The following is a 19022-nucleotide window of genomic DNA, read 5'->3' on the forward strand; positions in this document are numbered from 1 at the left end:
CCTACGACCCCGCCCGACACGGCGGCGCCCAAACCCTGCAACCACAACCGGTCGCTACTTCTGCGGTATGAGGTTGACATAGGGAGTGTCATGGGCGCGGTCTTCGCTCTCGCGGCGGGAACCGGCGACGTCATCGGCGCCGCGCCGGAGCAGGTGGCCCGGGGAACACACGCGACCTTCGCCGTCGCCGCGCTGCTCGCCACTGCCGGTCTGGCGATCGTGACAGGCCTTGGACTCACCCGCTCGAAAGCGTGAATTCCGGCGCGCGCGTGACGAAGAGGCCTTCACCCGGCACGGAGGCGCCTGCCGCGGTCACGAAGGCGACCTCCGGCGGCCGAGTCCTCACGCGGCGAGAGCGTGCGCCAGGTGCGGCCACGACTCGTGGAGATCGGTCTCGAACAACCCCCAGGTGTGCGAGCCTTCCGCGCGATTCACGTGGACAGCGGACAGCCCGAGCTCGTCGAGACGATCGGCGAAGGCCGCCGTGCAGGAGCTGGCGATCGCTTCGATGGGCGGAAAGGGCAGGCCGCCTCGATCGATCGCACCGGGAGTGCCGGAGGCGGCGGACAAGTAGATGGTCTTCCCGGCCAGAGCGGGCGCGTTGGCGAAAGCGTCGTGCGCCCGCCAGATCACGTCGCCCGGAGCGCCCCACATGTTCGCCGGATTGCCCCCGCCACGGATGACCTGGGCGCTCACCATGGCCGCGCCGACGGCGTCCGCGGCCCACGGGCATCCGCTGTAGGCCGCCACCGCGTCGTACAGGTCGGGCGCCTGGATCGCGAGGTCGACCGCGGATCCGGCGCTCATCGACACCCCCGCGATCGCGTTGCGCCCGGTCGTGCCGAGTTCGGCGTCGAGCGTCGCCGGAAGCTCACGCGTGAGATAGGTCTGCCATCGGTTGCGCCCGACCGCCGGATCATCGGCGAGCCAGTCGGTGTACATGCTGTAGGCGCCGCCGACCGGCATCACCACGTTGATGTGCTTGTCCGCGAAGAACTCCCGGACGTCTGTATCGTCCCACCAGGAGATTCCGTCGACGCCGCCGCCGATACCGGTGAGCAGGTACAAGGTCGGCGCGGGTGCGCCGCCCGCCGCCCGGATCACCCGGTTGGTGACCACTTTGTCCATCGATGGCGAGTAGACATCGATCTGGGACATCGATCCGCCGAGCGGGGCATCCCCCACCACGCGCGCCCGCGCGGACTCGGCTTCGGCGGGACGAACGGAGAAGGAGGACACCGCGACAACTGTCGCCAGCGCGCTGACGAGCGCGCCCAAATACCTAGAAGCACTCACGATTCCGTTGTACCCGGCCGCGCCCGACCCATTCGGCGAAATCGTCCCATTCGGAAGGATCGCAGGCACGAGACCCGCCTGCCGATGACCGTCATGCCGCTCGTGCTTTCGAATGTGTTGTCGAGTCGGCACTTTCGTCACCGCCGGCTCGTCGCGGGAACCGCAGCACCCCAGCGGCCCACAAAGCGACGCCGATGTACAGTGCCTGCTCCGGAACGCGCTCCCACAGTGGCGGTGCGGGTGCGTCGTTGAACGGGATGCCGGAGAGCGCCACGTAGATGTTGGCGGGCAGCATCACGACGAACAGGGCGGTCAGCCCGAGACCGGCGGCGCGGCGAGTGCGGGCGAGGAAGAGGCCCACCGCGCCGAGCAGTTCCAGTACGCCGGTGAGGTAGACCATCGCGCCGGGGAACGGGACGAACGGCGGCACCATCGGGAGCAGATCGGCGTGGGTCGGAACGGGGGTGTCCGCGAACGCCTCCGGCAGGAAATGTGTTGTGCCGGTCATGATCAGCATCACGCCCAGCGCATAGGCGGCGCAGGTGGGCCATGCGGCGAACCGGCGCGCGCCGAGGGCGCCCGCAACGCGCAGCGACAAAAGGGTGGTGAGCAGAACGATGAGGGTTTCCATCATGCCTCCATGGGGACGGTCCGGCCGGGCGCCGGTGTCGTGGTGAATCGGATGAGCAGGTAGAGCAGCACGCCGATCGGCGCGAACAGGATGGTGAGGACGAGCAGCGGGCTGATCAGCAGTGGCGTGTGGCCGCGCGCGCGACTGTCCAGGTAGATCCAGCGCCCGAGGAACAGGTCGAAGGCCACGAAGTGCGCCCATGCCGCCGCGGCCCCCGACCCCTGGCCCAGTATTTCTCGCAGCCCGGCGAGTTCCGGATCGACGAGCGCCGCTGCGAACGAGCCGAATTCGGGCACGACCAGCGCCGCGTAGACGAGCAGCGGAGGCAGGCAGATGAGCGGTGAGGTGACGATCGCACTGGTCCGTCGCCATCCCGGGGCCAGGATCATCAGTGCCCAGAAGGGGGCGGCGAACCAGAAAGTGATGTCGAACAGCAGCTCCGTCATAGTCCCGCTCCCATCGGGAAACGGTGCACCCCAACCTTTTTCGTCCGCAGCGCGACAGCTGCCGAGAGGGCGGCTCCGAGGGCGACGGCGGCGAGGGCCAGTAAGGTGGCGACGTCGGGATGGACGACCGATTGTCCGCGCAGCGCCTGCCAGGTCAGCACCGCGAGCAGTGCGGCGTAGGTCGCCGCGGCGATCATGACGAGCGTTCGCCTGGTGGCCGCGGAGCGCAGGGCCGGAATCCGGCGCGACCCGTACTCGACGGCGAGCAGAACCAGCGGAAGCGCCTGCAACGCATGCATTCCGAGGAAATGCGGGACACGCAGATCGCCTCCGGCCGTGCTCCAGCCGAGGATGGGCAAGCCGGGTCCGCCGTCGGCGAGCCCGACGGTGTGGGCGCCCCTGATCGCGCTGCCCGCCGCCCGCTGTTCGGCCGTCGGCGACACCATCAACATCCCCAACGCGGCGCCCGCGAGGGAGAGCGCGGCACCGCAACGGATCGCCGCGTTGCGGGCGGGGTCGGTCGTCGGATCGGCGAACAATGCCGCCGACGCGGCCAGGGTGGCGATCCAGACCAGCACGATGGACGACCCCATGATCTCCCACAGCACCGCGTTGAGCGGCGTCGTGAAATTGAAGTGGCTGGTGGTGCCTCGCACGATCTGCGTGGTGATGACGATGAGCTCCACCGCGAGGCCCAGCGCCGCCACCGTCCCCGCCCACCAGGCGACGCGCTGCCATCTGGTGAGCTGGGCGAGCAACCACGCCCAGGTCAGGGCGTAGATCAGCACCGAAAACGCGAACTTGGCCGACTTGGCCCAGATCGGCAACCCGGTCGAGGTGCGGTCGTCGAGAATCATGCCCCCGATCGACCAGACGACCAGGAGCGCCATGGCGACGGCGAGCAGCATCAGTGGCCGATGCCAGGACAGGGCGGGGAATCGCTGGGAGAAGGCGGTCACGAGCCGTCGACCTTTCAGGAACTCGAAGTATCGATAGTTGCACTATCAGCGGTCATTATGGATAGCTGTACTATCTACTGTCAATACGTCGACCGAGCCGAGGAGTCCGATGCGGATCGCCGAACTCAGCCGCGCGAGCGGCGTCCCTCCCGCGACGATCAAGTACTACGTGCGCGAGGGACTTCTGCCTTCCGGTGTGCGGACCCATCGCAATCAGGCCGAATACAGCGATGCGCACGTCAGCAGACTGCGGCTGATCCGGGCGCTGGTGGATATCGGCGGCGTGTCCATCGAAGCGGCGAAGGAACTACTCGCGGCGCTCGACAGCGGCAGTCTGTCCGTGCGGGACGCGTTGGGGCATGTCCAGTACGCGCTGGGCGGCCGGAGGTCGCAGGTGGGTGCCGAGCAGCGGGAAGCCGCCGCCGAGGACGTCGCGGCACTGCTGGACCGGCGCGGCTGGCGGATCGATGACGACAGCCCGGCCCGCGACACCCTCATCGATGTCTGCGCCGCGCTGCGTCTGCTCGGCCACGGCGACGTGGTCGCCGCGATGGACGACTACGCGGTCGCCGGCGAAGCCATCGCCGCCACCGACATCGCCCTGGTCCGCAACGAACCCGGCCTCGAGCGGATGACCGAAACCGCCATTGTCGGAACGATTCTGGGCGATACGCTGCTCGCCGCGCTGCGCAGGCTGGCGCAGGAGCATCTATCCAGCACACTGCTGTCGCCGGACGACGGCGCGGATCGTGCCTCCGGCGAGGTTTAGCCCGCCCCTCGCGCGGCATGCCGCAAACACGACTATCCCGAGGCGAAAGGAGAGCGGCTCATGACCGATCAACTGGATGGGACGCGCGTGCTGATCATCACCTCGAATACAGGAGTGGAGCGGGACGAACTGCTGGTGCCGCGTGATGAACTGCGCAAGCGCGGGGCGCGGGTCACCCATGCCGCGCCGAAGCGCGAGGAGGTGCAGACCTACCTGCACGACACGGAGAAAGACACCGTCGTGCAACCGGATGCGTCGCTGCACGAGGTGTCCGTGGACGATTTCGACGTGCTGGTTGTCCCCGGCGGCACGGTGAACGCGGACAAGCTGCGGGTCACCGACCGGGCGATCGAACTGGCCAAGGAGTTCGCAGGCGCGGGCAAGCCGATCGCCTCGATCTGCCATGGCCCGTGGCTGCTCGTGAACGCCGAGCTGGTCCGCGGCAAGACGCTGACCTCGTACTTCTCGCTGCGTATCGACCTCGTCAACGCGGGCGGCGAGTGGGTCGACGAGGCGGCGGTGCGCTCCGCCGAGGGCGGGTGGACCTTGCTCACTTCGCGCAACCCGGGTGATCTGCCCGATTTCGTGCACGCGATCACGCGCGAAGTGGTCCCTGCTTCGCGTTGACCGCTGGGGGACTCGATTCAGTTGCCAATGATTCTCGCGGATCGAGAGCAATGCCCAGATCGCGCAGCCGGTTGTCGATGAGCAGCCAGCACTCGGTGGTCAGGCGGTCCACCAGGGCGGCCTCGGTGGTGTCATGGTGTTCCAGCCACCACCGCACCGAGGCGTCCACCAAGCCGAGCAGCGCGACCACCACCCGGTCCGCGGCCAGCGGGTCGGTCCCGAATTCCGGCAGGTAGCGAGTCGCGGCGGCGGAGATCTCGGCGGCGAACGCGCTGCCGCCGACGCGCGGTTCGTTGCGGCCGCGCCGGTAGTCGCGTCCGACCAGGAAGCGATAGAGATTGGGATGCTCGGCGGCCCACCGCACGTGCTGGGCCAGGGGCGCGCGGATGATGTCCAGCGGCGTGCCGTCCACCGCCAGACGCGCGCGAATCCGTTCGGTCAGATCGTGGTGCGCGTGCCGGGCGACCGCGAGGTCCAGCTCCTCTTTGCTGGCGAAATGCCGGTAGACGTGCGTGCGGGCCAGTCCGGCGCGATCGGCGATCCGGCCGGTCAGCGCGTGCGGACCGTCCTCCTCGATCGCCGCGATCGCGGCTGTCACGATGGCCCGGCGGCGCTCGTCGCGGCCGGGCCGATCGCTGGTGGAACGCCGCGCGTCGGCGGTGTCCACCCAAGGTCGTCGTGCCACGCGGTTCAGCGTATCGGCAGGCCAATCGAGTGGTACACCTTGTACCCGGCAGGTCCTTGGTACACACTGTACCCGTAACTGTCGGTATCAGACTTTCGCAAGGACACCCGATGACGACCTACCGGTCCGCCTGGCTCGACGACGACCTGGACGCCCTGCGCGAGCTCGCCCGCTCGTTCTTCGCGAAGGAGTTGACGCCGAACATCGACAAGTTCATCGAGCAGCATCACGTCGACCGTGACTTCTGGAACAAGGCGGGCGCGCTCGGCCTGCTGTGCGCATCTATCCCGGAGGAGTACGGCGGTGGCGGCGGCACCTTCGCGCACGAGGCCGTGCTGATCGAGGAGCAGGCCAAGGCGTTCGACACCTCCTGGGGCGCCACCCTGCACAGCGGCATCGTCGCGCATTACCTGCTGCACTACGGCACCGAAGAACAGAAGCGGCAGTGGCTGCCCAAGATGGCCACCGGTGAGGTCGTCGGCGCGATCGCCATGACCGAGCCCGGCACGGGATCGGACCTGCAGAGCGTCAAGACCAAGGCGATCCGCGAGGGCGACGAGTACGTGGTGAACGGCTCCAAGACCTTCATCACCAACGGCAGCCAGGCCGATCTCATCATCGTGGTCGCCAAGACCGACACCAGCGAGGGCGCCAGTGGCATCTCGCTGATCCTGGTCGAGGCAGACCGGCCGGGCTTCCGCCGCGGCCGGGTGCTGGACAAGGTAGGGCAGAAGGGGCAGGACACCTCCGAGCTGTTCTTCGAGGACGTCCGGGTCCCGGTGGCGAACCTGCTCGGCACGCGGGAAGGGCAGGGCTTCGTCCAGTTGATGCAGCAGCTTCCGCAGGAGCGGCTGATCATCGCCGTCGGATCGGTGGCAGGGATGGAGGCCGCGCTCGAGGTCACGCTGCGCTACACCAAGGAGCGGCACGCCTTCGGCAAGCCGCTGTTCGCCTTCCAGAACACCAAGTTCACCCTCGCTGAGGCGGCCACCGAAACCCGGGTGGCCCGGGTGTTCCTGGACGACTGCATCGTGCGGCATCTGCGTGGGGAACTGGACATCCCGACCGTCGCCATGGCCAAGTGGTGGACCACAGATCGCGCGATGTCGGTGGCCGACGAGTGCCTCCAACTGCACGGCGGCTACGGCTATATGAGCGAATACCCGATCTCGCGGATGTGGACCGACAGCCGTGTCCAGAAGATCTACGGCGGCACCAACGAGATCATGAAAGAGATCATCGCCCGCAGTCTGTGATCCGAGCGGCCGACTGTGTTGGCAAACTGCCAACACCCTGTCGGGCCGCGCCGGTCAGGGCCTACGCTTCGGTGACGTCCACCGAGGTGGCCGTGGCAGAGACAACGAGGTGCCAGCCACCTCCGGCGTGAAGGGACGGTTGCGATGAGCGACGTCGAGACTCCTCCGTTCAAGGACATCGTCAACGGGGCACTGGAATTCACCATCCCGATCGCGCACAAGATGGGTGTGCAGGCGGTGGAGGTGCGGCGCGGTTTCGCGGCGACCTCGGTGCCCGTCGAGGGCAATGGCAACCACTTCGGCGTGATGTACGCCGGAGTGCTGTTCACCGTGGCCGAGATCCTCGGCGGCGCGATCGCGGTCGCCACGTTCGACAACTCGGCGTTCTATCCGCTGGTGAAGGATCTGCACGTCTTCTTCCGCAAGCCGGCCAAGACGGATGTGCGCGCGGAGGCGACGTTGTCGGAGGAGGAGATCTCGCGCATCGGCGCGGAGGCGGCGGCGAACGGCAAATCCGACTTCACGCTGCGAGCCGTGGTCACCGACGCCGACGGCGTGGTGGTGGCGGAGACCGAAGGCCTCTACCAATTGCGGGCGCACGGCAAGTAGCCCGGTTCGGCGCCGGAGCGGGGCGTTCGGCACGCATCCGGCGCCGGTCGGCCGCGCACTGTCGCGAGCCCGCGTGGGGCCGACGACGGTGTCCGGCCAGGTCGCCGTGCCCGCGCCGAGGTCACGGACCGGTTGCGGGGCGCCGATTCAGCTTCGGCGTCACGCGGATATCTCCCGTTCTTCGATTAGGTAACGACTCGGTAGCTGATGCCTGAGTGGCGGCGCGCGGGGGCGCGGTATGCCTACTACCGCAAGTCGTGGACCTGCGAAAATGCGATCCGCTTCACCATATCGCAGTGATCTCGGCCACATCACGAAGTCGTAACAGTGGATTCGTATCGGTCGATTTTGCGCGATCGACCTGGGTGAACGGCGCGAAGTCTCGACCAAGGGTCAAACCTATGCCGACGTTATTCGAACGTGATCTGCCGCGATATCTCCGCTAACGTCGGTCACGGCTCGGGGCAACACCGAGATCGAGCTCGAATCGCAGAACGCCGGAAACCCTGTCCCGCGGTTCGAGTGTCCACGAACTTCCCTGGGGACAGGGGCGCGGCGAATTCGCCGAGCCGGTGGGCGCAGGCGGGAAATCTCATGTCGCAAAACCGTAAATTCACCACTCGTGTTCTCGGCTTCACCGCGGCTGTCGGCGCCTTCGTCGCCGTGCCGTTCGGCCTGTCCACCGCGACCGCTTCGGCCCACAACTGGGACGCCGTCGCGCAGTGCGAGAGCAGTGGCAACTGGTCCACCAACACCGGTAACGGCTTCTCGGGCGGCCTGCAGTTCACCCAGAGCACCTGGGAGGCCAACGGCGGCAGCGGCAGCCCGTCGAACGCCAGCCGGGACGAGCAGATCCGCGTCGCGGAGAACGTCCTCGCGACCCAGGGTCCGGGCGCCTGGCCCGTGTGCGGCGCTTACCTCTGATGCGTCACCGGCGCCTACCGCGGATTCGCGGTAGGCGCCGAGCTATTTACCGGCAGTAATAAATTTCGCGAAATGTCGGTTTATCCGGACAATCGCATCGGTAATTCGATTTCCAATGATCCGGTCCGAATTCGGATTCACCGAACGCCGATTCGCCCGCTCTCCGGTGGCCGGACTCTCGCGCCGGTCGCTGTCAGGTAACGGTGCTCAGGCCCGCCACAGTTGATCACCGGCGCGCGACAGGATGATGTTCGGCACCACCGCGTTACGCGACAGCCGCGTGACCGCCAGGACCATCTCGGCGATGTCGCCGGTGGTGAGCATGGCCGATCGGTCCAGGACAGCACGCTTCCACGCGGTCATGTCGGTGTCGACATAGCCCGGGGACACCGCCGTCGCACTGACGCCGTTCGCGGATTCCTCCAGCGACACCGTCTCGCACAGCGAGATGAGCGCCGCTTTGGTGGCCCCGTAGGCGGCGAGTCCCGCTTCTCCGGCGACGCCGGTGATCGAAGCCAGCGCGACGATCTTCGCGCCGCGCTCCCGATCGGCGGCCGCGCTCTTGCGCAGCAGCGGCAACGCGGCCTGGATGAGCGTCAGCGGCGCGCGAAAATTCACGTCCAGCATGCGTTCGTACGCTTTCGCGGGCAGGTCTGCCACGGCGCCCGCCGTGCCGGTGCCCGCGCTCAGCACCAGCGCGTTCATGCCGCCGAACCGCTCCTCATGCGCCGTAACCAGGGCGCGCACCTGGTCGAGGTCGTTCATCTGCGTGACCACCGCCTGCACCTCGGCTCCCGTTTCCGCGCGCAGGCGGGCCGCGGTCTGCTCGAGTGTGTCGAGCGTGCGCGCGGCGAGGGTCAGGTGATAACCCTCGCCCGCCAGGCGGCGCGCCACCTCGGCGCCGATGCCGCGTGACCCTCCGGTGATCAGTGCGGTGCGGACGCTCATCCGAGGCGTTCGATGATCGTCGCGTTGGCCAGGCCGCCCGCCTCGCACATCGTCTGCAGGCCGTAGCGGCCGCCGGTCTGCTCCAGGTGGTTGACCAGCGTCGCCAGGATGCGGGTGCCGGAGGCGCCCAGCGGGTGGCCGAGGGCGATCGCGCCGCCGCGGGGGTTCAGCTTGTCCGGATCGGCGTTCAACTCGTGCTGCCAGACCAGGGGCACGGGCGCGAACGCTTCGTTCACCTCGTAGGCGTCGATGTCATCGATGCTCAGCCCGGCGCGATTCAGCACCTTGCGGGTGGCCGGGATCACGGCCGTGAGCATGAGCAGAGGGTCGTCGCCCACCACGGCGAACGAGTGGAACCGGGCGCGCGGACGAAGGCCCAGTTTCGTGGCGGCCTCCTCGCTCATGATCAGTGCGGCGGAGGCGCCGTCGGTCAGCGGGGAGGAGTTGCCCGGCGTGATCGACCACTCGATCTCGGGGAAGCGCGCGGTGTACCGGTCGTCGACGAAGGCGGGCCGCAACTTCGCCAGACTCTCGCCGGTGGTGGCGGGCCGGATCGTCTCGTCGGCCGTCAGGGCGCCCGCCGCGACCAGTTCGTTGTCGAAGCCTCCCCGCGCCGCGGTGCCGGCGGCGAGCCGATGCGAACGAGCCGCGAACTCGTCGAGCGCGGCGCGATCGAACTTCCACCGGGCGGCGATCACCTCGGCCGCGATGCCCTGCTGGATGAGGCCGTCCGGGTAGCGGTGGGCGAGCGGACCGCGGTTGGCGTCCTTGCCCTGGCCGTTGGAGAACATCGGCGCCCGGCTCATGGATTCGACACCGCACGCGATCGCGACGTCGTAGGCGCCCGCGATGACACCCTGCGCCGCGAAGTGCGCGGCCTGCTGGCTGGACCCGCACTGCCGGTCCACCGTGGTGGCGGGCACCGATTCCGGGAATCCGGCGGCCAGCGCGGCGGTCCTGCTGATGTTGAACGCCTGCTCCCCGCTCTGCGTGACGCATCCGCCGACCACGTCGTCCACCACGGCGGGATCGAGGTCGTTGCGGGCGACGAGTTCGGCGAGCACACCCGCCAGCAGGGTGGCCGGATGTACGTCCGACAGGCCGCCGCCTGCTTTGCCCTTACCGGACGGTGTGCGGACGACATCGACGACGACGGCGGACCTCATGGCCATCTCCGATCAGTTAAGTTAACTGGCATTCGCAGCTAAGTTAACACAGATTCACCGTCGTGGGCCATGGGGTGCCCGGGGCCGGGCCGCGATCGACCGCAGGGAGTTCCCTTGCCTAGGCCTTGGCCTCGCCGGGCGGCCTGCCCGGATACAGGCGCTGAATCGTCAGCGCGGCAGCCAGCAGCCGGGAGTCGTGCGGGTCGGTGGGATCGACGCCGGTGAGTTCGGCGATGCGGCGCAGACGATAGCTGAAGGTGTTGGGGTGCACGTGGATCTCGGCGGCCGCGGCCTTGCGGTCCGAGCCGTGGCGCAGGTGCGCGTCGAGGGCTTCCATCAGGTGCGGGCTGTCCAGGATCGGGGCGATCCGCTCGGCCAGCCGGGAGCGGGCGGTGCCCGGCCTGGTGAGCTGGTACTCCAACAGCAGATCGTCGAGTTGGTAGACGCCCGCCGGGCGACCGAGCAGGCGCGCGAGTTCGGCGAGGTCGGTGGCTTCCTTCGCGGTGTGCGGAATGGCGTCCTTCGGCACGGACGGATACTCGGCGAGGAATACCGGAACCCCGAAGTTCTCGGCCAGCTCGGTGGCAAGCCCGGTGTGGCGCGCGTCGTCGAGTTCGGCGTCGGAACCGCTGGGCAGCAACGCGATTCCGCTCCAGCCGTCGAAGGTGGCCAGCGCCGTGGTGCCCGCGAGAGCGTCCAAAGCGCGGTGCAGCAGGCGGATGCGGCGGCGCCCGACGAGTGTGGCGACCTTGCTCGGCTGATCGTCGGGCCGGATGTGGATGGCGAGCACGGTGTAGTGCTCCGCGAGGGCGGTGTCCGCCCGCGCCGCCAGCTCCGCCGCGGGGAACCCGTTCAGCAGCGCCGAGCACAGCGCCCGGCGCGCCTCCCGCTCGGCGTTGTAGATGGACTGCTCGACCTCGGTGTAGGTCTCCACGACCGTGATGTTGATCTGCATGAGCAGGTCGAGCAGCCGGCTGCCGACCAGGACGAGGTCGTCGAGCTCCTCGCGGGAGGCCAGCGCGGCCGCCTCATGGAGCACCGACTGTGCGGAACCGTGAATGGCCTCGATCAGCACGGGCAGGGGGAACCGGTCCTCGGCGTGCCGCTCGGCCACCGGGGCGACGAACGTGGCGACTTCGGCCTTGGTGAAGCTGCGCTGTTCACCGATCGCCTGGAGCACTGCGCGGCCGCACGCGTAGATCGCCGGAAGCACCTCGGCGGTGAAATGCCCCTCGGGCAGGTCGGCGGCGGGCGAGGTGGTGCCGAGGCCGGCGGCGAGCATGCGCTCGGCGATCTGCGGCCAGCGGGTGAGCAACCGGGCGACGAGCGGAGCGTCTCCGGCCACCGGGGACAACGCGACGGACATGGGCCGATTGTTTCCGACCACAGGAAACCGCGGCAAGGTCGCGGGCCCAGTCGCGCGAATTTTGGCTTCGGGGCCAACATTCCGTACGGAATCTTCTCCTCGGCGTGCAGTGACACGACTCCGACGCGAGTCATACATTCGGAAAGCGGCTCGCATCTATGTCCCCGATCACATTCGAATCCGAATGTGGCGTAAGAAACATTTTGTAGCGGTGTTCGATTCACCGCCGGGCCGCCTGTGGTTCGGCGTGAATGGAAGTGAACTCGATGTTGGCAATGATGCACAACGCTCGACGGGCGATTCTCGGGGCCGCGGTGATCGCGGGCGTGACGATGGCCACGGCACTCGGCAACGGACCGGCGCACGCGCGGGAGGAGATCGAACCGACCCAGCAGGCCCTGGCCGATTACATCAGCGCAGGCCTGGCCCCCGCCCCGGACGGCAGGCAACCGCGCGCGATCGTGGACAGCGGCAGTTCGTCGGGATGGCCGACCAGCGTCGCTTCCGACGCGCTCGGTGAAGGCCCGGAGATGTCGGCGTATCTGGCGGCGTTCGCCTACGGCCTGACCCACCCGGACGCCGCCCCGCCCGGCGCCAACCGCTGGAACTGCGCCCCCACCGCCGAACACCCGCGACCGGTGGTGCTGCTGCACGGCACCTGGCTCAACGCATACGACACCTTCTCCTACTTGTCCCCGCGCCTGGCCCGCGCCGGTTTCTGCGTGTTCGCCTTCAATTTCGGGCGTTCCGGCATCTTGGAGGGCGGCGGTCTGGGCCCGATCCTGCCGGGGCGCTTCGGCGTGGGCCGGATGGAGGATTCGTCCGTGCAGTTGCGCGATTTCGTCGACCGGGTCCTGGCCGCGACCGGTGCGCAGGCCGTCGACATCGTCGGTCACTCGCAAGGCGGGACGGTCGCCGACCATTATCTGAAGTTCGAGGGCGGCCAGGGCAAAGTGGGCAAATTGGTGAGTCTGGGAGCGACACACCACGGCACGTCGCTGATGGGTATCGCCACGCTGGGCCGGATCATCAACAATCTGGGCGTCGACATTCTCGGGTTCTACGAGCCGCTGGTCGGACTCGCGAATATCCAGCAAGCGGTGGGCTCGCCGTTCTACGCCAGTCTGAACGCGCAGGGCGACACGGTGCCCGGAGTCGCCTACACGGCGGTCGGCTCGCGGCACGACGAGGTGACCAACCCTTATCAATGGACGTTCCTGCAAGCGGGGCCGGACGCGACGGTGGACAACGTCACGCTGCAAGACGGGTGCGAGCAGGACATGTCCGACCACCTGACGATGATGTATTCCCCGCGGGCGGCGTCGATCGTGCTGCACGCGCTCGACCCGGTCGCCCAGCCGTCGCTGGAATGCACTTTCAATCCGTGGATGGCCGGCGGCAACGGCAGCTGGTGAGCCGCTGTCACTGCATCGGCACGAGAATCCGCGAGCGTCTAATTGGTACCCGGGACAATTCTTTTCCGGGCACGACCTTGGTTGGGTGAAAACGGGCGATCCGGCGCGGGATGCCCGCGATCACGGCCCTGCCGTCGGAAAGGAAGAACCGGATGAGTGTGCAACTCGAATGGGATGGCGGTACGGTGCCGCCCGATCCGGCCCCGTTCGCGCAACGGCCGATACTGCCCGAAGACGATCCGTTCTACGTCGCACCGCCCGCGGTCGGGCGGTTGCGTCCCGGTGCGATCGTTCGCGCGCGGGCGGTGCGGATCGGCTTCTTCGCTCTTGTGTCCCAGCGCATCTCGGCCTGGCAGCTGCTCTACCGGACGTGTGATCTGAACGGGGTGCCCGAGGTGGCGGTGACCACCGTGCTGTTGCCGTGGGGCGCGGATCCGGCCGAGCCGCGCCCGCTGGTGTCGTTCCAGTGCGCGATCGACGCGGTGGCCTCGAAATGTCTTCCGTCCTATTCGCTTCGGCGCGGCGCACGGGCGGCGGGGTCGATTCCCCAGCTCGAGCTGCCGCTGATCGCCAGCGCCCTGGCGCGGGGCTGGGCGGTGTCGGTGCCGGATCACGGTGGAACCGCGGGCCGGTTCGGCGTGGCCAGGGAGCCGGGATATCGCGCGCTGGACGCGGTGCGCGCCGCGCACGCTTTCGTTCCGCTGGGTCTGGACCCGACGGCACCCGTGGCGCTGTGGGGTTATTCGGGCGGGGGATTGGCCACCGCCTGGGCCGCGGAGATGGCCGCCGAATACGCGCCCGAGCTGAATATCGTCGGCGCGGTCGCCGGGTCGCCGGTGGGGGATCCGGCCGCCGCGTTCGTCCGGCTCAACGGCACCCTCTTCGCGGGATTCGCGGCCGTCTTCACCGCCGGGCTGCGCCGCGGCTACCCGGATCTGGACCGCATGCTGCGCGCGCATCTGGACGCGCGATATCTCGGCTGGCTGGCCGAGACCGAGACCACCGCGACGTTCCCGCTGCTGTATCGCTTCGCCCGGCGCGACATCGACAAACACAGTGACGCGGGACTGGCCGCCATGCTCGAGCAGGACGGGCTGCGGCGGATCCTCGACGACATCCACCCCGGCGGCCGGGCGCCCGCGATGCCCATGCTCGTGCTGCAGGGCGTGCACGACGAGGTGATCGCGACCGCCGACGTGGACGGCCACGTGGCGCGCTACGTCGCGGCGGGCGTCCACGTGCGCTACTTGCGCGATCGGCTCAGCACCCATCTTCTGCTGCAATTCCTGGCGCTGCCGGTCATAGTCGACTGGCTCGCCGGTCGCTTCGCCGGTCGTGAGCTGCCCGCGGCCGGTACGCAGACGCGTTGGTCGCTCGCCTTCGCCGGTCCGGCGCTGCGCGGCCACCTGCGATTCGCGGCCCTGCTCGCGCGCATGTGGCTCGGACGGCCGATCCGCGCACCGCGCCCGCCCGCGCTGTCGCGTCCCCGCCCGCGCCGCCTGCCGGTCTTTTCCGCGGCGCTGCGCAATCCGATGTCCTGATCTTGCTCGGCCACCACCGAGACGTTGCTGAGCTGGCCTGATCGCACACCGTTACGCGCCGGGAACGAGATTCCGGTGTCACGTCACAAAGGTGTCCGTTTTGCTCTAGCGTGAGCACGGTTGGTGCCGAGAGGGGTCGTGGATGCGTAGCGGGATGCTGAGTGTGGCGCAATTGCGGGACCAGGTCGATACGGGTGAGATCGACACGGTGCTGGTCGCCATGACCGACATGCAGGGTCGACTGCAAGGGAAGCGCTGCGCGGCACGCTATTTCCTGGACGAGGTGGTCGAGCACGCCACCGAGGCCTGCGGCTACCTGCTCGCGGTCGACGTGGACATGACGACCGTCGACGGATACGCCCTCTCGTCCTGGGAGACCGGTTACGGAGACGTCGTGCTGCGGCCGGATCTGCGCACGCTGCGGACGGCCCCGTGGTGGCCGGGCACCGCGCTGGTGCTCTGCGACGTCGAGCAGGTGGCGCCGGAAGGGCGGGCGGTGGCGGCTTCACCGCGCCAGGTGCTGCGCAAACAGTTGGACCGGCTGAGCGAGCGCGGCCTGCGCGCGTTCGTCGGGACCGAACTCGAGTTCCTGGTGTTCGATGACAGCTACGAGGCGGCCTGGAACGCGGGGTACCGCGGGCTGACGCCGGCCAATCAGTACAACGTCGACTACTCGATGCTCGGCACCGGGCGGATCGAGCCGTTGTTGCGCCGTATCCGCAAGGAGATGGACGGCGCCGGAATGTATGTCGAGTCGGCCAAAGGCGAGTGCAACCCCGGGCAGCACGAGATCGCGTTCCGGTACGACGAAGCTCTGGTCACCTGCGACAACCACAGTATCTACAAGACCGGTGCGAAGGAGATCGCGGCGCAGGAAGGACGCAGCCTCACCTTCATGGCGAAATACAATGAGCGCGAAGGCAATTCCTGCCATATTCATTTGAGCCTGCGCGGCGATGCGGGCGAGCCGGTCTTCGCGGGGGACGGCGCGGACGGCATGTCGCCGTTGATGCGGCACTTCATCGCGGGCCAGCTGGACTGCTTGCGCGAGTTCACCTACCTGCTCGCGCCGAACATCAACTCCTACAAGCGATTCGTCGCGGGCAGCTTCGCGCCGACCGCGATCGCGTGGGGCCGGGACAACCGGACCTGCGCCATCCGCGTGGTCGGCGAGGACCATGGGCTGCGCTTCGAGAACCGGGTGCCCGGCGGTGACGTGAACCCGTACCTGGCCGTGGCCGCGCTGATCGCGGCCGGACTGCACGGCATCGACCGTGGCCTGCCGCTCGAGCCGGAATTCCACGGCAACGCCTATCACTCCGAGCGCCCCCGTGTGCCGCGCACACTGCGCGAAGCGGCCCAGCTGTTCGGCGACAGCACGGTGGCCCGCGCGGCCTTCGGTGATGATGTAGTGGAGCACTATCGCAACGCGGCGCGGGTAGAACTGGACGCCTACGACGCCGCGGTCACCGACTGGGAGCGTATCCGTGGTTTCGAACGACTCTGAGGTCGCGGGAGCCCGTCCCGTGATCGGCCTGCCCACCTATGTGGAGCAGGCCCGCTTCAACGCGTGGGATCTGCCGTGCGCGGTGCTGCCGCACGCCTACGTCGAGATGGTGGCCGCCGCGGGCGGCATCCCGGTGCTGCTGCCGCCCGCCGGCGTCGCGCGTCCCGAGCTGGTGCGGCGGCTCGACGGGTTGGTGCTGACCGGCGGCGCGGACGTCGATCCAGCGCGCTACGGCGGTCCTGCCTCCGGAATCCCCGGCTACACCAGGCCGGACCGGGACGAGTCGGAGTTCGGCCTGTTCGACCTGGCCAGAGCCGCGGGCATGCCGATTCTCGCGGTGTGCCGCGGGCTGCAGCTGGCGAACGTGGCGCTCGGCGGCACGCTGATCCCGCATCTGCCCGATGTGGTCGGGCACGAGGAGCACTCCGGCGTCGAGGGCGGGTTCACCGCGACGCGGGTGCTGACCATCGCGGGCAGCCGGGTCGCGCGGCTGGCCGGTCCGGAGGTGAAGGTGAACTGCCATCATCACCAGGCCGTCGATCGACTCGCCGAGGGCCTGACCGCCACCGCGTACGCCGCGGACGGCACGATCGAGGCCGTGGAGTCCACCGACGGGTCGTTCCTGGTCGGCGTGCAGTGGCATCCGGAGGCCGACGCCACCGACCGCAGGCTGGTGCGGGCGCTGGCCGAGGCGGCGGACACCTATCGAAGGGAGCGGGACTCGTGACTACAGCGCAGGTGCTCAACCCGGCGACCGAACAGGTGGTCACCACCGTCGAACTCGTCGGCGAAGCCGAGACCGATGCCGCCGTCGCGGCCGCGCAGCGTGCGTCGGCCGGGTGGCGCGAGGTGGCGCCCGGCGATCGGGCGAGATTGCTGCGCCGGTTCGCCGAGGCGGTCGACGCGGATGTGGAGCAGCTCGCCCGGCTCGAGGTCGCCAACGCGGGGCACACCATCGGCAACGCGCGTTGGGAGGCGGGCAACGTCCGCGACGTGCTGCACTACGCGGCGGGAATGCCGGAACGGTTGCTGGGCAGTCAGATTCCGGTCGCGGGCGGAGTCGACATCACCTTCCACGAGCCGCTCGGCGTGGTCGGCGTGATCGTGCCGTGGAATTTCCCGATGCCGATCGCGGCCTGGGGTTTCGCGCCCGCGCTCGCCGCGGGCAACACCGTGGTGCTCAAACCCGCCGAGCTGACGCCGCTGACCGCGCTGCGACTCGGTGAACTGGCGCTCGAGGCGGGCCTGCCCGAGGGTGTGTTCCAGGTGCTGCCCGGCAAGGGGTCGGTGGTGGGGGAGCGTTTCGTCACCCACCCGGCCGTCCGCAAGGTGGTGTTCACCGGTTCCACGGAGGTGGGCACGCGGATCATGGCGGGCTGCGCTCGGCAGGTGAAGCGGGTGACGCTGGAACTCGGCGGCAAGAGCGCGAACGTGGTGTTCGCCGACGCCGACCTGGAACAGGCGGCGGCGACCGCGCCCTACGGCGTCTTCGACAACGCCGGGCAGGACTGCTGCGCTCGCTCCCGGATCCTGGTGCAGCGCAGTGTGTTCGACCGTTTCCTTGAACTGCTGGAACCCGCCGTGCATGGGGTGCGCGTCGGCGACCCGTCCGACGAATCCACCGAGATGGGCCCGCTGATCTCGGCCGCGCACCGGGAGCGGGTGGCCGAGTTCGTGCAGCCCTCGACCAAGGTGGCGTTCACGGGAAGCGCGCCCGATGGTCCCGGATTCTGGTATCCGCCGACCGTGGTGCTACCCGGCGCGCCCACCGACCGGGTGCTCACCGACGAGGTGTTCGGGCCGGTGGTCGCGGTGGTCCCGTTCGAGGACGAGGCCGACGCGCTGCGCATCGCCAACGACACGAATTACGGCCTGTCCGGCTCGATCTGGACCCGCGACGTCGGCCGGGCGCTGCGCGTGGCCCGCGGTGTGGAGGCGGGCAACCTGTCGGTGAACTCGCATTCGTCCGTGCGGTACTGGACGCCGTTCGGCGGTTTCAAGCAGTCCGGGCTCGGGCGCGAACTCGGCCCGGACGCCGCGCTGGCCTTCACCGAGACCAAGAACGTCTTCCTCGCCACGTAGTGACACCCGCACATCCGACAGGAGATACGTTGCAGCGCTTACAGGATCGAGTCGCCGTCGTCACCGGCGGCGGGAGTGGTATCGGTCTGGCCACGGTCCGTCGCTTCACGGCGGAGGGGGCGAAGGTGGTGGTCGCGGACATCGACGCCGGGACCGGCGAGGCGGCCGCCAAGGAGGTCGGCGGCCGGTACGTGCACGTGGACGTCACCGACGAAGACCAGGTCAAGGCCCTGTTCCAGACCGCGGTCGACACCTACGGCGGGCTGGATATCGCGTTCAACAACGCGGGCATCTCACCGCCGGAGGACGATTCGATCCTGACCACCGGCATCGACGCGTGGCGGCGGGTTCAGGAGGTCAACCTGACCTCCGTGTACCTGTGCAGCAAGTACGCCATCGAGCACATGCTCGAGCGCGGCAAAGGATCGGTGATCAACACCGCCTCGTTCGTCGCGGTCATGGGTGCGGCGACCTCGCAGATCTCCTACACCGCCTCCAAGGGCGGCGTGCTGGCGATGAGCCGCGAACTCGGTGTGCAGTTCGCCCGCGACGGCATTCGGGTGAACGCCCTGTGCCCCGGGCCGGTGAACACCCCGCTACTCCAGGAACTGTTCGCCAAGGACCCGGAGCGCGCCGCCCGCCGCCTGGTGCACGTGCCGCTCGGCCGGTTCGCCGAACCGGAGGAGATCGCCGCTGCCGTGGCCTTCCTCGCCAGCGACGATTCCTCGTTCATCACCGCGTCCCAGTTCCTGGTGGACGGCGGCATCGCGGGCGCATACGTGACGCCGCTGTAAG

Annotated in this window: 20 protein-coding genes; 12 read left to right on the top strand and 8 right to left on the bottom strand. The window is 68.7% G+C overall.

The window, feature by feature from the left end:
* Positions 1-90: 90 nt before the first annotated feature.
* Positions 91-255 (top strand): hypothetical protein, encoded by a 165-nt coding sequence (locus ACWEO7_RS32460; protein WP_452428899.1) that lies wholly within the window; start codon positions 91-93, stop codon positions 253-255.
* 87 nt (positions 256-342) lie between these two features.
* Here ACWEO7_RS32460 and ACWEO7_RS32465 read toward each other — a convergent pair whose 3' ends face one another.
* The 4 genes from ACWEO7_RS32465 to ACWEO7_RS32480 form a co-directional block, all read right to left on the bottom strand.
* Entirely contained in the window at positions 343-1296 is a 954-nt protein-coding gene (locus ACWEO7_RS32465; RefSeq protein ID WP_452428900.1) for an alpha/beta hydrolase, read from the bottom strand.
* Between the two features lie 91 nt (positions 1297-1387).
* Positions 1388-1930, bottom strand: a complete 543-nt coding sequence (locus ACWEO7_RS32470) for a DoxX family protein (protein ID WP_452428902.1) — start codon at positions 1928-1930, stop codon at positions 1388-1390.
* A complete protein-coding gene (locus ACWEO7_RS32475; protein WP_452428904.1) occupies positions 1927-2373 on the bottom strand; it encodes an ABA4-like family protein in 447 nt (148 codons plus the stop codon). The genes ACWEO7_RS32470 and ACWEO7_RS32475 overlap by 4 nt, the downstream gene beginning before the upstream one ends.
* On the bottom strand, positions 2370-3332 hold the full coding sequence (locus ACWEO7_RS32480) for a hypothetical protein (protein ID WP_452428906.1): 963 nt from the start codon (positions 3330-3332) through the stop codon (positions 2370-2372). The genes ACWEO7_RS32475 and ACWEO7_RS32480 overlap by 4 nt, the downstream gene beginning before the upstream one ends.
* Positions 3333-3441: 109 nt before the next feature.
* On the opposite strand from ACWEO7_RS32480, the gene ACWEO7_RS32485 reads away from it, so the two are divergent.
* Positions 3442-4101, top strand: coding sequence for a MerR family transcriptional regulator (locus tag ACWEO7_RS32485; RefSeq protein ID WP_452428908.1), 660 nt, complete (start codon positions 3442-3444; stop codon positions 4099-4101).
* Between the two features lie 60 nt (positions 4102-4161).
* Entirely contained in the window at positions 4162-4728 is a 567-nt protein-coding gene (locus ACWEO7_RS32490; protein WP_450018798.1) for a type 1 glutamine amidotransferase domain-containing protein, read from the top strand.
* Here ACWEO7_RS32490 and ACWEO7_RS32495 read toward each other — a convergent pair.
* Positions 4697-5413: a TetR/AcrR family transcriptional regulator gene (locus ACWEO7_RS32495; RefSeq protein WP_452428910.1), complete on the bottom strand. Its 717-nt coding sequence runs from the start codon at positions 5411-5413 to the stop codon at positions 4697-4699. The two genes, ACWEO7_RS32490 and ACWEO7_RS32495, sit on opposite strands and share 32 nt — an antisense overlap.
* A 110-nt stretch (positions 5414-5523) precedes the next feature.
* Here ACWEO7_RS32495 and ACWEO7_RS32500 point away from each other — a divergent pair, with 110 nt between their 5' ends.
* The 3 genes from ACWEO7_RS32500 to ACWEO7_RS32510 all read left to right on the top strand — a co-directional run bounded on the left by ACWEO7_RS32500 (position 5524) and on the right by ACWEO7_RS32510 (position 8202).
* Positions 5524-6669 (top strand): acyl-CoA dehydrogenase family protein, encoded by a 1146-nt coding sequence (locus tag ACWEO7_RS32500; protein WP_452428912.1) that lies wholly within the window; start codon positions 5524-5526, stop codon positions 6667-6669.
* A gap of 144 nt (positions 6670-6813) precedes the next feature.
* Positions 6814-7278 carry a PaaI family thioesterase gene (locus ACWEO7_RS32505; protein ID WP_452428913.1) on the top strand — a complete coding sequence of 155 codons (465 nt, stop codon included), beginning with the start codon at positions 6814-6816 and terminating at the stop codon, positions 7276-7278.
* 594 nt (positions 7279-7872) lie between these two features.
* Positions 7873-8202: a transglycosylase family protein gene (locus ACWEO7_RS32510; RefSeq protein ID WP_450018790.1), complete on the top strand. Its 330-nt coding sequence runs from the start codon at positions 7873-7875 to the stop codon at positions 8200-8202.
* 207 nt (positions 8203-8409) lie between these two features.
* On the opposite strand, the gene ACWEO7_RS32515 is transcribed toward ACWEO7_RS32510, so the two are convergent.
* From ACWEO7_RS32515 to ACWEO7_RS32525, 3 genes are all read right to left on the bottom strand, one after another.
* A complete protein-coding gene (locus ACWEO7_RS32515) occupies positions 8410-9150 on the bottom strand; it encodes an SDR family NAD(P)-dependent oxidoreductase (RefSeq protein WP_452428915.1) in 741 nt (246 codons plus the stop codon).
* Positions 9147-10316, bottom strand: a complete 1170-nt coding sequence (locus ACWEO7_RS32520) for a thiolase family protein (protein ID WP_452428917.1) — start codon at positions 10314-10316, stop codon at positions 9147-9149. Before ACWEO7_RS32520 ends, ACWEO7_RS32515 begins: the two co-directional genes overlap by 4 nt.
* Before the next feature lie 118 nt (positions 10317-10434).
* Positions 10435-11682, bottom strand: coding sequence for a PucR family transcriptional regulator (locus tag ACWEO7_RS32525; protein ID WP_450018784.1), 1248 nt, complete (start codon positions 11680-11682; stop codon positions 10435-10437).
* Positions 11683-11957: 275 nt separating this feature from the next.
* On the opposite strand from ACWEO7_RS32525, the gene ACWEO7_RS32530 reads away from it, so the two are divergent.
* The 6 genes from ACWEO7_RS32530 (at position 11958) to ACWEO7_RS32555 (ending at position 19021) form a co-directional block, all read left to right on the top strand.
* Positions 11958-13097, top strand: a complete 1140-nt coding sequence (locus ACWEO7_RS32530; RefSeq protein ID WP_452428942.1) for an esterase/lipase family protein — start codon at positions 11958-11960, stop codon at positions 13095-13097.
* Between the two features lie 152 nt (positions 13098-13249).
* A complete protein-coding gene (locus ACWEO7_RS32535) occupies positions 13250-14638 on the top strand; it encodes a lipase family protein (RefSeq protein WP_452428919.1) in 1389 nt (462 codons plus the stop codon).
* Positions 14639-14780: 142 nt separating this feature from the next.
* Entirely contained in the window at positions 14781-16145 is a 1365-nt protein-coding gene (locus ACWEO7_RS32540) for a glutamine synthetase family protein (protein WP_452428921.1), read from the top strand.
* The gene (locus tag ACWEO7_RS32545) at positions 16126-16872 is read left to right on the top strand and encodes a gamma-glutamyl-gamma-aminobutyrate hydrolase family protein (protein ID WP_452428922.1); all 747 of its coding nucleotides are present in this window, start codon (positions 16126-16128) and stop codon (positions 16870-16872) included. The genes ACWEO7_RS32540 and ACWEO7_RS32545 overlap by 20 nt, the downstream gene beginning before the upstream one ends.
* Positions 16869-18227, top strand: a complete 1359-nt coding sequence (locus tag ACWEO7_RS32550; RefSeq protein WP_452428924.1) for an aldehyde dehydrogenase family protein — start codon at positions 16869-16871, stop codon at positions 18225-18227. Before ACWEO7_RS32545 ends, ACWEO7_RS32550 begins: the two co-directional genes overlap by 4 nt.
* Entirely contained in the window at positions 18227-19021 is a 795-nt protein-coding gene (locus tag ACWEO7_RS32555; RefSeq protein ID WP_452428926.1) for a 3-oxoacyl-ACP reductase, read from the top strand. The genes ACWEO7_RS32550 and ACWEO7_RS32555 overlap by 1 nt, the downstream gene beginning before the upstream one ends.
* Position 19022: the final 1 nt, after the last annotated feature.

Source organism: Nocardia sp. NPDC004260 (assembly GCF_053603155.1).

What these genes read in the sequence shown, in the direction of transcription:
- ACWEO7_RS32460 (WP_452428899.1), top strand. Translation starts at nt 91, where the DNA reads ATGGGCGCGGTCTTCGCTCTCGCGGCGGGAACCGGCGACGTCATCGGC.
- ACWEO7_RS32470 (WP_452428902.1), bottom strand. Translation starts at nt 1,930, where the DNA reads ATGATGGAAACCCTCATCGTTCTGCTCACCACCCTTTTGTCGCTGCGC.
- ACWEO7_RS32475 (WP_452428904.1), bottom strand. Translation starts at nt 2,373, where the DNA reads ATGACGGAGCTGCTGTTCGACATCACTTTCTGGTTCGCCGCCCCCTTC.
- ACWEO7_RS32485 (WP_452428908.1), top strand. Translation starts at nt 3,442, where the DNA reads ATGCGGATCGCCGAACTCAGCCGCGCGAGCGGCGTCCCTCCCGCGACG.
- ACWEO7_RS32490 (WP_450018798.1), top strand. Translation starts at nt 4,162, where the DNA reads ATGACCGATCAACTGGATGGGACGCGCGTGCTGATCATCACCTCGAAT.
- ACWEO7_RS32500 (WP_452428912.1), top strand. Translation starts at nt 5,524, where the DNA reads ATGACGACCTACCGGTCCGCCTGGCTCGACGACGACCTGGACGCCCTG.
- ACWEO7_RS32505 (WP_452428913.1), top strand. Translation starts at nt 6,814, where the DNA reads ATGAGCGACGTCGAGACTCCTCCGTTCAAGGACATCGTCAACGGGGCA.
- ACWEO7_RS32510 (WP_450018790.1), top strand. Translation starts at nt 7,873, where the DNA reads ATGTCGCAAAACCGTAAATTCACCACTCGTGTTCTCGGCTTCACCGCG.
- ACWEO7_RS32515 (WP_452428915.1), bottom strand. Translation starts at nt 9,150, where the DNA reads ATGAGCGTCCGCACCGCACTGATCACCGGAGGGTCACGCGGCATCGGC.
- ACWEO7_RS32520 (WP_452428917.1), bottom strand. Translation starts at nt 10,316, where the DNA reads ATGAGGTCCGCCGTCGTCGTCGATGTCGTCCGCACACCGTCCGGTAAG.
- ACWEO7_RS32525 (WP_450018784.1), bottom strand. Translation starts at nt 11,682, where the DNA reads ATGTCCGTCGCGTTGTCCCCGGTGGCCGGAGACGCTCCGCTCGTCGCC.
- ACWEO7_RS32530 (WP_452428942.1), top strand. Translation starts at nt 11,958, where the DNA reads ATGATGCACAACGCTCGACGGGCGATTCTCGGGGCCGCGGTGATCGCG.
- ACWEO7_RS32535 (WP_452428919.1), top strand. Translation starts at nt 13,250, where the DNA reads ATGAGTGTGCAACTCGAATGGGATGGCGGTACGGTGCCGCCCGATCCG.
- ACWEO7_RS32540 (WP_452428921.1), top strand. Translation starts at nt 14,781, where the DNA reads ATGCGTAGCGGGATGCTGAGTGTGGCGCAATTGCGGGACCAGGTCGAT.